General features: G+C 57.8%; 16 protein-coding genes. 7 read left to right on the top strand and 9 right to left on the bottom strand.

The window, feature by feature from the left end:
- Nucleotides 1-942: an ABC transporter permease gene (locus OKC42_RS15635; protein WP_019445927.1), complete on the top strand. Its 942-nt coding sequence runs from the start codon at nt 1-3 to the stop codon at nt 940-942.
- 126 nt (nt 943-1,068) lie between these two features.
- Here the strand turns inward: OKC42_RS15635 and OKC42_RS15630 are convergent, their stop codons facing one another.
- A complete protein-coding gene (locus tag OKC42_RS15630; protein WP_005335285.1) occupies nt 1,069-1,284 on the bottom strand; it encodes a SlyX family protein in 216 nt (71 codons plus the stop codon).
- 14 nt (nt 1,285-1,298) lie between these two features.
- The gene (locus OKC42_RS15625) at nt 1,299-2,267 is read right to left on the bottom strand and encodes a hypothetical protein (protein WP_270820204.1); all 969 of its coding nucleotides are present in this window, start codon (nt 2,265-2,267) and stop codon (nt 1,299-1,301) included.
- Nucleotides 2,268-2,385: 118 nt separating this feature from the next.
- Between OKC42_RS15625 and fkpA the strand changes: the two genes are divergently transcribed.
- Both fkpA and OKC42_RS15615 read left to right on the top strand, forming a co-directional pair.
- Entirely contained in the window at nt 2,386-3,189 is an 804-nt protein-coding gene (gene fkpA, locus OKC42_RS15620) for an FKBP-type peptidyl-prolyl cis-trans isomerase (RefSeq protein ID WP_005335283.1), read from the top strand.
- Between the two features lie 151 nt (nt 3,190-3,340).
- Entirely contained in the window at nt 3,341-4,747 is a 1,407-nt protein-coding gene (locus tag OKC42_RS15615; protein ID WP_100654426.1) for a sigma-54-dependent transcriptional regulator, read from the top strand.
- 54 nt (nt 4,748-4,801) lie between these two features.
- On the opposite strand, the gene OKC42_RS15610 is transcribed toward OKC42_RS15615, so the two are convergent.
- The 3 genes from OKC42_RS15610 to OKC42_RS15600 form a co-directional block, all read right to left on the bottom strand.
- A complete protein-coding gene (locus OKC42_RS15610; protein ID WP_159143098.1) occupies nt 4,802-5,671 on the bottom strand; it encodes a hypothetical protein in 870 nt (289 codons plus the stop codon).
- A 113-nt stretch (nt 5,672-5,784) separates the two neighbouring features.
- Entirely contained in the window at nt 5,785-6,120 is a 336-nt protein-coding gene (locus OKC42_RS15605) for a hypothetical protein (RefSeq protein ID WP_005358483.1), read from the bottom strand.
- A gap of 144 nt (nt 6,121-6,264) precedes the next feature.
- A complete protein-coding gene (locus OKC42_RS15600; protein ID WP_151286998.1) occupies nt 6,265-6,609 on the bottom strand; it encodes a DUF2956 domain-containing protein in 345 nt (114 codons plus the stop codon).
- A gap of 267 nt (nt 6,610-6,876) precedes the next feature.
- Here OKC42_RS15600 and ushA point away from each other — a divergent pair, with 267 nt between their 5' ends.
- On the top strand, nt 6,877-8,601 hold the full coding sequence (gene ushA / locus OKC42_RS15595; protein WP_204477651.1) for a bifunctional UDP-sugar hydrolase/5'-nucleotidase UshA: 1,725 nt from the start codon (nt 6,877-6,879) through the stop codon (nt 8,599-8,601).
- Nucleotides 8,602-8,762: 161 nt separating this feature from the next.
- On the opposite strand, the gene dxs is transcribed toward ushA, so the two are convergent.
- From dxs to xseB, 3 genes are read right to left on the bottom strand one after another with little or no spacing between them, the layout of a single operon-like run.
- Entirely contained in the window at nt 8,763-10,631 is a 1,869-nt protein-coding gene (dxs, locus tag OKC42_RS15590; protein WP_270820201.1) for a 1-deoxy-D-xylulose-5-phosphate synthase, read from the bottom strand.
- Nucleotides 10,632-10,652: 21 nt separating this feature from the next.
- Entirely contained in the window at nt 10,653-11,543 is an 891-nt protein-coding gene (ispA, locus tag OKC42_RS15585) for a (2E,6E)-farnesyl diphosphate synthase (RefSeq protein ID WP_064338656.1), read from the bottom strand.
- Nucleotides 11,544-11,795 (bottom strand): exodeoxyribonuclease VII small subunit, encoded by a 252-nt coding sequence (xseB, locus tag OKC42_RS15580; protein ID WP_158111999.1) that lies wholly within the window; start codon nt 11,793-11,795, stop codon nt 11,544-11,546.
- A gap of 211 nt (nt 11,796-12,006) precedes the next feature.
- Between xseB and pomA the strand changes: the two genes are divergently transcribed.
- The 3 genes from pomA (at nt 12,007) to greA (ending at nt 14,300) form a co-directional block, all read left to right on the top strand.
- Nucleotides 12,007-12,765 (top strand): flagellar motor protein PomA, encoded by a 759-nt coding sequence (gene pomA / locus OKC42_RS15575; RefSeq protein ID WP_127006338.1) that lies wholly within the window; start codon nt 12,007-12,009, stop codon nt 12,763-12,765.
- 8 nt (nt 12,766-12,773) lie between these two features.
- Nucleotides 12,774-13,667 carry a flagellar motor protein MotB gene (locus OKC42_RS15570; protein WP_005349528.1) on the top strand — a complete coding sequence of 298 codons (894 nt, stop codon included), beginning with the start codon at nt 12,774-12,776 and terminating at the stop codon, nt 13,665-13,667.
- A 156-nt stretch (nt 13,668-13,823) separates the two neighbouring features.
- Nucleotides 13,824-14,300: a transcription elongation factor GreA gene (greA, locus tag OKC42_RS15565; protein ID WP_005338833.1), complete on the top strand. Its 477-nt coding sequence runs from the start codon at nt 13,824-13,826 to the stop codon at nt 14,298-14,300.
- Nucleotides 14,301-14,376: 76 nt separating this feature from the next.
- Here the strand turns inward: greA and OKC42_RS15560 are convergent, their stop codons facing one another.
- Complete coding sequence (locus tag OKC42_RS15560) at nt 14,377-14,958, bottom strand: PilZ domain-containing protein (protein ID WP_270820200.1); 582 nt, start codon at nt 14,956-14,958, stop codon at nt 14,377-14,379.
- Nucleotides 14,959-14,992 lie beyond the last annotated feature (34 nt).

Genomic DNA, 14,992 nt, shown 5'->3' with positions numbered 1-14,992 from the left:
ATGACTAATGCTGTAACTGCAAGCCCAAGCCGTTGGGCACGATTCAAGAACTCTGACATCGTCTACTACTTCCTGCGGGACAAGGTAGCCATGTTCAGCTTTGCGGTGTTCGTGGTATTTGTGCTGGCGGCGCTGCTGGCACCCTGGCTCGCCCCGCACAACGTCTATGACCAGACCAGTTTTGATCTGATGGATGCCGAGTTGCCCCCCTCCTGGCTCGAAGGTGGCGAGGAGCGCTTCTGGCTCGGCACCGACAACCAGGGGCGGGATATCTGGAGTACCATTCTCTATGGCGCCCGTATCTCCCTCACCATCGGCCTGTTTGCGGTGGCGCTGCAGCTGGTGCTCGGTATCGTCATCGGTCTGATTGCCGGTTATTTCGGTGGTCGTATCGACAACCTGCTGATGCGCTTTGCCGATGTGCAGCTGTCGTTCTCCACCATGATGGTGGCGATCATCATCTCCGCCATCTTTCAGGCAACCTTTGGCTCCGAGTTTTACTCGAAGTTTGCCATCATGATGCTGGTGGTGATCATCGGTATCGCCGAGTGGCCGCAGTACGCCCGTACTGTGCGCGCCTCTGTGCTGGCGGAGAAGAAGAAGGAGTATGTGGAAGCGGCCAAGGTGATGGGGTTCCGCGCCCCGCGCATCATGTTCCGCCACATTCTGCCCAACTGCCTGTCGCCCATTCTGGTGATCTCCACCGTGCAGGTGGCCAACGCCATCATGAGCGAAGCGGCGCTCTCCTTCCTTGGTCTGGGAATGCCGGTTGATCAGCCCTCGCTCGGTTCGCTTATCAGCGTCGGCTTCAACTACATCTTCTCCGGCTCCTGGTGGATCACCGCCTTCCCGGGTATCTGTCTGGTGGTGCTGGTGCTGGTCATCAACCTGCTGGGGGACTGGCTGCGAGATGTGTTTAACCCCAAGATCTACAAAGGTTAACGCGGGCCGACTCTGAAGCGCTGAGTCGCAGCTGTCAGGCCATTTGGATAAAAAAATCCGAAACCGGTTTAGCCGGTTTCGGATTTTTATTGGTCTTGAGCATACAGCTTGTTGATTGCGCACCCATCAATAGTGCGGCGGCGGGGTCTCTTCGGCCATGCTGGCAATCTGGCTGGGCTGTACGCTTTGCAGTTTGTCGATCAGCAGCTGGATCTGGTATTTGAGCCGATCGAGTTCACGGCCCTGGGTGGTTACCTCGTCGTTGAGCTGCTCTATGGTGTACTCCGCATAGGCGAGACGGGTTTCCAGGGTTTCGATGCGATCGTTAAGTTGCTGACTCATGGGCCTTCGGGTCCTTACTTGATTGTCCAGATTTCGGCCAGACCACTGGAGCTGGCACTGACAAGGTGGCTATTGTCGCGCAAAGCGACGCCGTAGACCACTGCGCTGGGCGGTTTCACCTTGGGTTGCGGCGAGACGCGCCAGCTCTGCAGCAGGGCACCATCGCTCACTTGCCACAGGGAGAGCTGACGGGAAGGGGCGCCGGTGATGAGCCACTTGCCATCGTTGGCAAAGCGGGCGCTGGTGTAGACCTCGAAGCGGTGATCATATTGCAGCTGACTCACCTCCTTGCCGGTTTTCAGATCCCAGAAGCTGGCCCGGCTGCTGTCGGCGGTGAAGGCATAGCGGCCGCTCGGCTCCAGTCTGGCCATGATCACCCGGCCACCATGGTTGAAGCGCCAGATCACCTGCCCGCTACGGGTATCCCACAGATAGGCGCTGTAGTCGTTGCCGCCGGTCAGGGCGTAGCGACCGTTGGCGGAGAGATCCACCGTATTGACCTGTTCGGTGTGCCCCAGAAACTGCAGGCGACGACCGCTTCGGGTATCGAGCCACTCGGCCTTGCCATCTTCTCGCCCGATCAGCACATAACGACCGTCGGCAGAGAGCGCGATGTCCCTCAGCCTGGATTCAGGAAGTGAGTAGTAGCCTTGTGATTGCCCGTCGTTCAGCCGCCAGGTAGCAAAGGTGTCTGGGGTGGCGGTGACGGCATGGCTGTTGCCTTCGGAAAAGCGGGTAATGAATACCAGATCTTCCGCAGAGTCGGATTGCTTCCAGCGCCAGCGTTGACGGTTCTGTTCCAGATCCCAGACGATGATGCCCTGGCTGATGCTGGAGACGATGGCCTGCTTGCCATCACTGGAGAGATCTGCGGTCAGCAGACCCGTGCTGGCGAGGGTCATTTGCTGGTTGGGTTGGGAGCTTTGCTCGCAACCGGTGAGCATTAAACAGAGGCTCACCAGATAAATGGCACTTTTTATCATTTTTGCGGTCTCACGCTTTTGTTACCTGCGATCACGGCGTTAGTATAAGGCGCTTATCACGATAAACCTCTCATTTCACGATGGAACCGAGAGCGGTATTTGGAGTTTGGAGAAACTGATGAACAAATTTCTGAAGGTGTCCCTGTTGGCGGCGGCCGTTGCCGTCGGTCTGACTGCTTGCCAAAAAGACGAGAAGCCTGCTGCGGCCAATACCGCCGAAGTGAAGGCAGAAGCCAGCAAGCCGGCAGAGGCGACCAAGGCCGAAGCCAAGAGCTTTGAAGAGCAATCTGGCTACGCAATTGGCCTCTCCATGGGTCGTTACATCGCCAATACCCTGGAGCGTCAGCAGGAACTGGGCATCAAACTGGACAACGCCGTGATCCTGAAAGGGGTGACTGACGGTCTGGGCAAAGAAGCCAAGATGACTGATGAAGAGATCCAGAAGGTACTGCAGGATTACGACGCCAAGATCAACGAGCTGACCAAGGCCAAGGCCGAGAAAGACGCCGTTGAGAATCTGAAGAAGGGCGAAGAGTTCCTGGCTGCCAACGCCAAGAAAGAGGGTGTGAAGAGCACTGAATCCGGCCTGCAGTACGTGGTCGAGAAGATGGGCACTGGCGCCAAGCCGAAATCTACCGACATCGTCAAGGTTCACTACACCGGTACCCTGACCGACGGCACCAAGTTCGACAGCTCCGTCGATCGCGGCGAGCCGGCTACCTTCCCGCTCAACCAGGTTATCCCGGGTTGGACCGAAGGTGTTCAGCTGATGCCGGTTGGCTCCAAGTTCAAGTTCTTCCTGCCGTCCAAGCTGGCTTATGGCGAGCACGGTGCAGGCTCCATCCCGGCGAATGCCGTACTGGTGTTTGACGTTGAGCTGCTGGCTATCGAGAAGCCGACTGCAGACGATGCCAAGAAGTAATCTTTTCTTGTAGTGAAAAACGGCTCCTTAAGGAGCCGTTTTTACTTGTGTATTCCCTGCAATCGCGGGATAAAAGAGCTGTCTTGGCGTTGGGTTTGCGCGCGAAAATAAGGCAAAATAGATCGCAGAATCAAATACAAGGATGAGTCCAGTGGCTGAAAATAAATCGCGTGTCCTGCTGGTGGAAGATACCCGTAGTCTGGCGGTGGTCTATGAACAGTACCTGCGCCAGGAGGGGTATGAGGTGGTGCTGGCCGACTGTGGTCAGCAAGCGTTGGCGCAGTTGCTGGCAAGTCCTCCCCCCGTGGTGCTGCTGGATCTGGAGCTGCCGGATATGTCCGGTATGGATATTCTGCAAATGATCACCGAACAGCAGTTGCCTTGCTCTGTGGTAGTGATCACCGCCCACGGCTCGGTGGATGTGGCGGTGGAGGCGATGCGCCTCGGAGCCTTCGATTTTCTGACCAAGCCGTTTGACAGCAAGCGGCTCTGCGCCACTGTTCGCAATGCCTTGAAACACCAGCAGTTGAGCTCGCTGGTTGCCCACTATCGGGAGAACTTCGAGCGTAGCTCCTTCTTCGGTTTTATCGGTGCCTCCATGTCGATGCAGGCGGTCTATCGCATCATCGAAAGCGCGGCGCCCAGCAAGGCGACAGTCTTTATCACTGGCGAGAGCGGCACCGGCAAAGAGGTGTGTGCCGAGGCGATTCACCAGTGCAGTCCCCGCAGCGAACAGCCCTTTATTGCCCTCAACTGCGCCGCCATTCCCCACGATTTGATGGAGAGCGAGATCTTCGGTCATGTGAAGGGCTCCTTTACCGGCGCCCAGGGGGATCGCAAAGGGGCAGCCAGTCTGGCCGATGGCGGTACCCTGTTTCTCGACGAGATCTGCGAGATGGACCTGGATCTGCAGAGCAAGCTGCTGCGCTTCATCCAGACTGGCACAGTGCAGCGGGTCGGTAGCGGCAAGCTCGAGACGGTGGATGTCCGCTTTATCTGCGCCACCAACCGGGATCCGCTGGTGGAGGTAAAAGCGGGCCGTTTTCGCGAGGATCTCTACTATCGGCTCCACGTCATTCCGCTTACCCTGCCGCCGCTGCGGGAGCGGGGTGAGGATATCTTGCTGTTGGCGCGTACCCTGCTGCAAAGCTACGCCAAGGAGGAGAACAAACGCTTCAAGGATTTTGACGTTGAGGCGGCGCGAGTGCTGCTCGACTACCCCTGGCCTGGCAACGTACGCGAGCTGCAGAACGTGGTGCGCAATATCGTGGTGCTCAATGACAAGGAGCTGGTGAGCCCGGATATTCTGCCGCCACCGCTCAATGGGGTTCGTCCCCAGCTACCGACTGCGATTGCGGCAGCGGTGGCATCGGCTCCGGCAGCCACCGGCGTGGCCAACGGGCCAATTCGTCCGCTCTGGCTGGTGGAGAAAGAGGTGATCGAACAGGCCATCGCCAGCTGTGATGGCAATATTCCCAAGGCGGCGGCTTTGCTCGAGATCAGCCCCTCCACCATTTACCGTAAAAAGCAGGGGTGGGAGGAGTCCAATCGGGCCTGAACCATTTTGCCAGCAGAAAGGGCGGCTAGTGTGCCGCCCTTGCTATTTTGGGGATCAGAGTTTGGCGAGGCGCTTGAGGCGGGCCAGTCGCTCCCCCTCGTTGGCGCTGAACCAGCGGTCCTGTGACAGCAGAAACCAGGCGCGGGAGAAGTATTCCGCGGCCAGCGGATCGTCCAGCACCAAGGCATTCTCCCCCAGCTCCTCGAACAGATAACCATCCTCAGGTTCGCCAGCCTCGGCCATATCGGCCTTGAGCTGGTGCAGCTCTGCCTGCGCCTGCTGGTGCTGACCCTGGGCCCGGGTCAGGCGAGCCAGACTCCAGCGAGCGATAAACGCCTTGGCCGGCTGGTTATGCTGCAGATGCCAGGCCAGACACTTCTGCTGCTGGATTTTCGCCTCCTCAAAGCGACCCAGTTCGAACAGAGTCCAGCCCTGATTGTTGTAAAGGGGGGCCAGCCAGCCACGTACCTTCTCGTCACTGCTGCGCTCCGCCAGCTCCATCGCCAGTTGATGCCAGCGGCTCTGCTCTTCCAGCGGTGCGGCGATGGCGATCATGTGAGCGGCGTCGATGGCAAGATAGGTCTCCTTCTCCTTGAGCCCCCATTGCCAGGCTTGTTCAAACAGCGGTTTGGCACTGGCTTTGTCGCCCGCCGAGTTAAAGGTGCGGCCTCGTTCCAGCAGAGCCCGGATCCGGGCTCTGGGGGTTGTATCTGTGAGGCGAGGCTCTATCTCGTCGAGCAGCTGGTGGGCTTCGGCAAACTGGCGCTGCAGTGAATGGGTGCGGGCAATTTGGGTCAGCAACTCCAGTTCGAGTTGCAGGTCGGCGGCGGCACGCGCTTCGGGAAGAAGGGTGTGAAAACGCAGGGCACTGGCGGCGGGATCCTGATAATCCCACAGCGCCATGAAATCGGGCGGATTGTCCATTTGGCCTCCTTGCTGGTTATCCTGTCACCAAGATGCCTGCAGGCCATTGTTTGTACAAGGGGCGCCCGTCACAGAGCGCCCCTTGAGTCATGTTAACGGCTGTGGCCAGTTGCTCAGTAGACCATAGCCAGGCTCATCAGCATCAGACCGAGGGCGGCAAAGGCCCCCTCTTTGATGGCGAGCCGTGGCACCAGCGCCTTGGGCAAGGCCGGAAACAGGCTCAGGGCAAAGCCAAGGCCCGGCATCAACCAGTGGAATGCCGGATCGCGCAGGGCGGGATCGGCGGCACCGTTGATGATGATCAGCAAAATAAACAGGGTGAAGGCGGGGAGGATAAACCAGCGTACCCCACCGGCGGCGACCGCCCGCAGCGGCGAAATGCGATAGAGCAGCATGGTCACAAGGAACAGAACAAAAGGGGCCAGCAGATAGAGCGGAGCGGGGTTCATAACATCTTTCCTGAAAACTGATCGTCAAAAAACCGGTTGTCCGGTGCAAGAGGCGCGGGATTTAATCACTCTTCGCAGGTAATCACCAGCAGCCCGGGTCCGGGCTGTGAAGAGGATCCCGGATAAAGGTTTGCTAGCGCACTCTTAGTGCAACCAGAACAAGGTTGCAGCAAATCCCAGCCAGCTCAACACCAGCAATATCCAGGGCAGGGGATGCTGATGGCTTACTTCAACCAGCTCCAGCTGATCGTCTTGTTCTTCGGTTTGGGGCGCACCCTGTGGTTGTCTGGCTTTGGCCTGCATTTTTTTCTGGCGGCTCGCTTCGCGGGCTCGCGCCTTCATCTGTTTCTTGTATTCGTCGATGCCTTTCTGGATCCCTTGCGCGATAAGCTGGGTCTGCTCTTTGGTCTGCCCCGGCTTCTGGTTGGCACGGGCAATTTTCATCGCCTCCTGCTGGGTCTCGGGGGAAATCTTGTCGTACTTGGCCATCAAATCATCTCCTCGGGCATGGCTGGCTGGGGAGTATGCCATAAAGGCGCGTCCGGGTGGCGCCTCCTTGGTGCGGGATGGGGCAAGTGAGTGACCACTCAACAAAAAACCTGATAAATCAGCAGGAAGCCGGATGTTGGGCCGAAGATCACAATTAGCAGAATTTGTGAGTCATCGATGAAAAATGGTCATCTGTTGTTTGTTATATTGGCGCCCGACCCGCTGGACAGGGTTGATAAATAACAAAACAATCAAGGTGATATGGAAATGAATAATAACTTTATCAAAGGCGGCGTGGCACTGGCCGTGCTTGCTGCACTGACTGGCTGTAATACCTCGACCAATGACACCGTTGCACCCTGCACCGAAAATGTCTGCAAACTGACCATACTGCACACCAACGATACCCACGGCCGTTTCTGGCACAACGCTGAAAATGAGTATGGTATGGCTGCCCAGAAGACTCTGGTCGAGCAGCTGCGTGCCGATGCCAAGGCTGCTGGCAGTGACGTACTGGTTCTCTCCGGTGGTGATGTGAATACCGGCGTGCCGGAGTCCGATCTGCAGGATGCCGAGCCTGACTTCATGGCGATGAACAACATTCGCTACGATGCCATGGCGGTGGGCAACCATGAATTCGACAACCCCCTCAGCGTGCTGGAGAAGCAGCGCAAGTGGGCCCAGTTCCCCATGCTCTCGGCCAACATCTACGACAAGGCCAGTGGCAAACACTACTTTGACCCCTACAAGGTGTTCAAGCTGGAGAGCGGTCTCAAGGTCGCCGTACTGGGCCTGACCACCGAGGATACCGCCCAGCTGGTGGATCCCAACAACGTGCAAACCCTGGAGTTCCGCGATCCGACCAGCGAGGCGGCCAAACTGGGCCAGCAGATCCGCAGCAACAAGGAGGCCAATCTGGTCTTCGCCATCACTCACATGGGCCATTACGAGAATGGTCAGCACGGCAGCAATGCGCCGGGCGATGTAGAGATGGCTCGTGCACTGCCAGCAGGGACTCTGGATGCCATCATTGGTGGCCACTCTCAGAATCCGGTCTGTATGGAGCCGGGCACCACCAACAAGTACGCCAATTTCAAACCGGGTGATAACTGCCAGCCAGATCAGCAGAACGGTACCTGGATCATGCAGGCTCACGAGTGGGGCAAGTATGTGGGCCGTGCCCAGTTTGAGTACCAGAATGGCAAATTGACCCTGACCAGCTATGACCTGATCCCGGTCAACCTGATCAAGCGCAACGCCAAGGGCGAGGCGATCGATGCCAACGGCGCCGTGACCAAGGATCCAGCCAAGATGCAGTTCGTACAGGACGAGATCACCAAGGATCCCGAGCTGTATAACACCCTGCTGGGTTATCAGGAGAAAGGTCAGCAAGAGTTGAATGTCGTCATTGGCTCGGCAGATGGCTTGCTGGTTGGTGATCGCAACTCGGTTCGCAACAAGCAGACCAACCTGGGTCGCCTCATCACCACTGCGACCAGCAGCAAGCTGGGTGTCGACTTTGGTATCGTCAACTCAGGCGGTGTGCGCGACAGCATCCCAGCCGGTGATATCACCTACCGCAGCGTGCTGCTGGTGCACCCGTTTGGCAACACGGTCAACAAGGCTGTCATGAAGGGAAGCGATCTGGCGACCTATCTGGGCCAGGTGGCAAGCAAGACTCGCAATACCGGTGGTTATGCCCAGTTTGGCGGTATCAACATGGCGGTAGATTGCCAGGCCAAGAGCGTCAATATCACCAGTATCGGTGGCAAGGTGTTTGATCCGGCAGCAACTTACAGCTTCGCGATCCCGAGCTTCAGCGCCTCCGGTGGTGACGGCTATCCGAAGATCGATACCATCAACGCCGGTTTGGTGGATGCTGCCGTGCTGAAAGAGTTCATCGAGATCAAGAAGGTGATCAACGTGGCCGATTATCAACCGTCCAATGAGGTGACCTATCTGAACTCAACATCTGCCGAAGGGTGTAACTAAGAGCTGTCGATTCGGTATCGTCACAACAGTAGTCACACTCTGCTGTCATCTTAAAAAAATCCCCAGGCATTACCTGGGGATTTTTTCGAACCATTACTGAATTTTCCAGTCTATTGCATCACATCATGGTGACACGCACTTTCTGAGCTGTTCGTGTCTCGTCAGGCTTGCAGCCAGCTTTCGATGCTGCGCTGGATGCCAGCATCGTCCAGACCGAGCAGGGCATAGATCTCCTGCTGGGTACCCTGTTCCACGAAGCGATCCGGCAAGCCAAGGTTGAGCACCGGCTTGCACTGCTTGCTGCGCATCAGCAGTTCGTTCACCGCCGAACCGGCGCCGCCCATGATGGCGTTGTCTTCGATGGTGACGAACTGATCGTGGCTGGCCGCCAGCGACAGCACCAGTGCCTCATCCATCGGTTTGACAAAGCGCATGTCCACCAGGGTGGCATCCAGTGCCTCTGCGGCCACTTTGGCGTGGTGCAGCAAGGTGCCAAACGCCAGAATGGCAGTGCCCTTGCCCTCTCGCAGGATACGTCCCTTGCCGAGCTCCAGTGCCTGCATTTCTGACGAGATGGGGGCGTCGCTCAGGCTGCTGCCGCGGGGGTAGCGCACTGAGGCAGGGCCTTGATGGAGATAGCCGGTATAGAGCATCTGGCGGCATTCGCTCTCGTCAGATGGCGTCATCACCACCATGTTGGGCACGGTGCGCAGGAAGCTGATGTCGAACGCCCCCTGATGGGTCGGGCCATCGGCGCCCACCAGACCGGCCCGGTCGATAGCGAACAGCACCGGCAGATCTTGCAGCGCCACGTCGTGGATCACCTGATCGTAGGCACGCTGCAGGAAGCTCGAATAGATGGCGACCACCGGCTTCTTGTCGGCGATGGCAAGACCCGCGGCGAAAGTGACCGCATGCTGCTCTGCAATGGCCACATCGAAGTAGCGATCCGGATATTGCTGGCTGAATTTCACCAGCCCCGAGCCTTCGCGCATGGCGGGGGTAATACCTACCAGCTTCTCGTCTTTGGCCGCCATGTCGCACAGCCATTGGCCGAAGATGGCGGAGAAGGTGGGTTTGGCGCCGCTCGCCTTGGGCAGGGAGCAATCGTCAGGATTGAACTTGGGCACGGCGTGATAACCGATGGGGTCTTTCTCCGCCGGCTCGTAACCCTTGCCCTTCTTGGTCTTGACGTGCAGCAGCTGCGGGCCCTTGAGGTTGCGCATGTTGTGCAGGGTCTCGACCAGTGCCTCGATATCGTGACCGTCGATGGGGCCGATGTAGTTGAAGCCGAACTCCTCGAACAGGGTGCCGGGCACCACCATCCCCTTGAGGTGCTCTTCGGCTCGCTTGGCCAGCTCCTTGACCGGCGGAAGACCGGCCAGCACCTTCTTGCCGCCTTCGCGGATGGTGGTGTAGAGCTTGCCGGACATGACCCGGGCCAGATGGTTGTTGAGCGCCCCGACATTCTCGGAGATGGACATCTCGTTGTCGTTGAGGATCACCAGCATGTCCTTGTGCACATCGCCAGCGTGGTTGAGCGCTTCAAAGGCCATCCCTGCGGTAATGGCACCATCACCGATCACTGCAACGACCTTGCGACCCAGCCCTTCACTCTCGGCGGCGACCGCCATACCGAGCGCCGCACCGATGGAAGTGCTGGAGTGGCCGACGGAGAGCACGTCGTACTCGCTCTCGCCACGCCAGGGGAAGGGGTGCAGACCATCCTTCTGACGGATGGTGTGGATCTGATCACGGCGCCCGGTCAGGATCTTGTGGGGATAGGCCTGATGGCCCACGTCCCAGATCAACCGATCGAACGGGGTGTTGTAGACGTAGTGCAGGGCGACGGTCAGTTCGACCGTGCCGAGACCGGAGGCAAAGTGTCCGCTGGAGCGGCTGACAGAGCGCAGCAGATATTCGCGCAGCTCGTTGCACAGCACCGGCAGCCGATCTTTGGGCAAGGAACGCAGCTCGACCGGAGTGTCCGCGAGGGCCAGGTTGGGGAAATTGCTAATATCAACGCTCATATTGTTACTGTTATCCAGCGTTTAGTGGGTTCGCTCGATGATGTAATCGGCAAACGCTTCCAGAATGTCGGTATTGTAGGGCAAGGATTGCAGGGCTGTTAAGGCTTTCCCATGCAGTTCGCGAGCCAGCTCACGGGCATTTTCGAGTCCGAGCAGGGCCGGATAGGTACTTTTCTCCAGCGCTAGGTCAGAACCTTGCGGCTTGCCCAGGGTGGCGGTATCACCTGTGATGTCGAGGATGTCATCCTGCACCTGAAAGGCGAGGCCAATCGCGGCGGCATAGGTTTGCAGGGCGGCCAGCGTGGCGTCATCGACATCGGCTTTGCACAGGGCGCCGAGCGCCACGGCGCATTCAATCAGCGCACCGGTCTTGTGGCGGTGTACCTGCTCCAGTTCGGCAAGCGTGATCTGGCGCCCTTCGGCCTGCAGATCCAGCGCCTGACCGCCACACATACCCAGATAGCCGGAGGCGCGGGCGAGGGTACTCAGCATCCGCACCCGGTTGGCCATCAAGGAGTCGGGCATGGGGTGATCGGCCAGAATGGAGAACGCCAGGGTCTGCAGCGCATCACCGGCCAGAATGGCGGTTCCTTCGTCAAACGCCTTGTGAACGGTTGGCTGGCCACGACGCAGGTCGTCGTTATCCATGGCGGGCAGGTCATCGTGCAGCAGGGAGTAGGCGTGGATGCACTCCACGGCTGCCGCGGGGCCATCCAGCAGTTCGCTCTTGACGCCCAGCATCTCGCCGACCGCGTAGACCAGAAACGGGCGAACCCGCTTGCCGCCCAGCAGCAGGCCATAACTCATGGCATCGCGCAGGCGCGGCGCCATGGCGGGCAAGGATTCAAGTTGTGCTGACAGACAGTCGTCAATACGCTGACGATGCAGACGGGAAAAATGGTCCAGCGCCACTCACTCCTCTCCTTGTTCTGGCTGGAAGGGGGCGAGCTGGTCACTGCCATCGGCTTGACTGAGCAGGATCTGGATCTTCTGTTCGGCCAGTTCCAGCTTCTGCTGACCGGCCCGTACCAGATGAACGCCCTGCTCGAACTGCTTGAGTGCCTCTTCCAGGGATAGGGAACCTTGTTCCAGCTGATGAACGATGGTTTCCAGCTCTTCCAGAGTGGCATCAAAACTCAGACGGTCGATTTTTTTACTGGCCATGTCCATCCTCGGGGATTGAAAAAAACGGCTTATATTAACATCGACCGTCCACAGGGGGGAGGCAGAAAAGCATTGCCCTCTCAAACTCTCGCTAAACTGGCCGATAATGAGCCATCATTCTCAGTGGATGCATGCTTGCCGCATGGGTCGCAATAGCAGAAAATTCAACAAACTATAAATAGACATAAGAACCGGTGACAGGAGTAGGGACGTGGATCTAGGCAGTCTGATAGGGATAGTGCTGGGTTTCGGGGTGGTGGTGTACGGCATGCTGCTGGGTGGCCCCATGAGCATGTATGTTGATATGCCATCGGTCTACATCACTGTATTGGGATCAATCTTCATCGCCATGATGAAGTTCAACCTTGGCCAGTTCCTGATGGCATTCAAGGTGGCGGGTAAAGCCTTTATGTACAAGGGCGACAAGCTTGAAGACCTGATTACCAAAGCCGTTGAACTGGCTGACGCGGCTCGCAAAGGGGGCTTTCTGGCGCTGGAGGCCGCAGAGATCCCCAATCCATTTATGAAAAAAGGGATCGACATGCTGGTGGATGGTCACGATGCCGATGTGGTGCGTGCCGTGATGGAAAAGGATATCGACCTGACAGCCGAGCGCCATGTCATTGCCATCAAGGTCTTCCGTACCCTTGGGGATCTGGGTCCTGCCATGGGGATGATAGGTACGTTGGTGGGTCTGGTGGCCATGCTGGCTAACATGAGTGACCCCAAGTCGATCGGGCCGGCGATGGCGGTGGCCTTGCTTACCACCCTGTACGGTGCGATAGAGGCCAATATGTTGGCGATCCCGATTGCCGACAAGCTGGAGCTGCGCAGCGGGGAGGAGAAGCTCAGTCGTACCCTGATCCTTGATGCCATTATGGGGATTCAGGATGGCCAGAACCCGCGGGTGATCCAGTCCATGCTGCAAAACTATCTGAACCAGTCCAAACGTAATACTGGCACCGAATAGGGGGCGCTATGTCTGATTGCAAGTGCCCACCACCAGGTCTCCCTGGTTACATGGGAACCTTTGCCGACCTGATGTCGCTGCTGATGTGCTTCTTCGTGCTGTTGCTCTCCTTTGCCGAGATGGATGTGCAGAAGTTCAAGCAGATAGCCGGTTCCATGGACAAGGCATTCGGGGTACAGAACATCCTTGAGGTGAAAGATATTCCCAAGGGAACCTCGGTGATTGCCCAGGAGTTCAGGCCCGGTCGCCCGGAACCCACGCCAATTGATACCGTGATGCAGCAGACCATCGATCTGACCCAGACCGAACTGGAGTTTCTGCCCGGTGAGTCGGATCAGGCCGGTGGTCAGGACAAGAGTGATGGCAAACAGACGGGGGGCGATACCGCGCAGGATGCGAAGAAGGCGCAAGAACAGTCCAATACCCTGGCCAAAGCCCTCGCCGAGCAGATGAAAGATCAGATCCAGGATGGCGCCATCGAAATTGAGGCGCTGGGCCAGCAGATCATCATCCGGATCAGGGAAAAAGCGTCTTTCCCGGCCGGTTCTGCGTTTCTGCAGCCCCAGTTCTGGCCAGTCATTCGCAAGGTCGCGACCCTGCTCAAGGATGTGCCGGGTGAAATCACCATCTCCGGTCACACCGACAACGTCGCGACCGAAGATGAGCTGTTCCAGTCCAACTGGGAGCTGTCGTCGCAACGGGCGGTTGCGGTGGCGCACCAGATGCTGAAGGTCCCCGGTTTTGATCAGGGGCGACTGGTGGTGCAGGGGATGGCGGATTCCCAGCCATTGGTGCCCAATACCACTCCGGAAAATCGTCGGATGAACCGGCGGGTGGAGATCGCCATCATGCAGGGCAAACCGACCGTTTCGGCCCCAATCTCCGTACCGGAAGGGAAGTAAGCGAAGGGAATGTCGATGACGCAAGTGGGATCTGCATCAGGGGGCTGACGTGGATTTTGTGTTGGCTTCATATTAAGATGCCTCATCCGAACCGATTGCTGCGGCCTCCTTGCAGATGGCCGCAGTTTCTATTTTCAAGCAACCCAGGTTTCGACTATGAATCATACTCCGATGACTGTTCGCGGCGCTGAGAAGCTGCGCGAAGAGCTCGATTATCTCAAGACCGAGCTTCGTCCCCAGATTATCGAAGCGATTGCCGATGCCCGTGAGCACGGTGATCTGAAGGAAAACGCCGAATACCATGCCGCTCGCGAGCAGCAGGGGTTCTGTGAAGGCCGCATTCAGGAGATTGAAGCCAAGCTCTCCAATGCCCAGGTGATTGATGTCACCAAGATGACCAACAACGGCCGCGTTATTTTTGGCGCGACTGTGACTCTGCTCAAGAGCGAGACAGAGGAAGAGGTGGTTTACCGCATCGTGGGTGACGATGAGGCTGATATCAAACAGAACCTCATCTCTGTCAACTCCCCCATTGCCCGCGCCCTGATTGGCAAGGAAGTGGACGATGTCGCTATCGTCAAGACGCCGGGCGGTGATGTGGAATACGAAGTACTGGAAGTCGCTTATATCTAAGCGAATGCTACAGACGATGAAACAGGGGGGCTGGTGCTCCCCTGTTTGTCTTTATCTATATGATTATTGATAAAAATCAGGACAGATACGCCTCGGTAAAGGCGTCCTGATGGCGCTGAAACAACCAGTGGCGCAGCCGTTCGATGTTGTTTTCGCTCATCTGAAAGCTCAGTGCCCAGGTGGCATGGTCGGCATTGGCTTTGATGCGCCTTACCAGTCGTCCCTGCAGTGGAAGAGGGTCCTCTTGCTCGATGCAGAGCTCGCCGTTGATGGGGGTATCGGCCACCATGTCGATTGGCAAATTTTCCACGATGAGGCCGTTGAGGGAGAGGCTGAGTACCTGAAACAGGCCCTGGTCGCTGCAAAGCTTGGCTTTTTGTTTGAGACGCCAGGCGCGCGGTTGGGCAAACCCCAGCTCCCTGATGACCGGTGCAGATAAGCGGGGCTCGACGAAGCCATCTTCCCCTTGGATAAAGCTCAGGGGAAAACGCAGCTGATGGCCAGCGAAGCGGGCTTCGAGTACAAGGTGTTCGGCTTTTTGCAGCAAGCCAAGCATGGGGGCATCGAGGTGACCACTCAGAACATGGGTGTCCTGATTGCTCCCCAAGTCCCGCAGCATGGCCAGCTCATCGTCGGTCAGAATAGGATGGTGAGCCATAATGCGTGTCCGGAAGTATTCATCGCAGGTTAAG

The sequence above is a fragment of the Aeromonas sp. Y311-2 genome (assembly GCF_027706025.1).
Classification (GTDB): domain Bacteria; phylum Pseudomonadota; class Gammaproteobacteria; order Enterobacterales; family Aeromonadaceae; genus Aeromonas; species Aeromonas veronii.
This window is presented reverse-complemented; position numbering and strand designations above follow the sequence as displayed.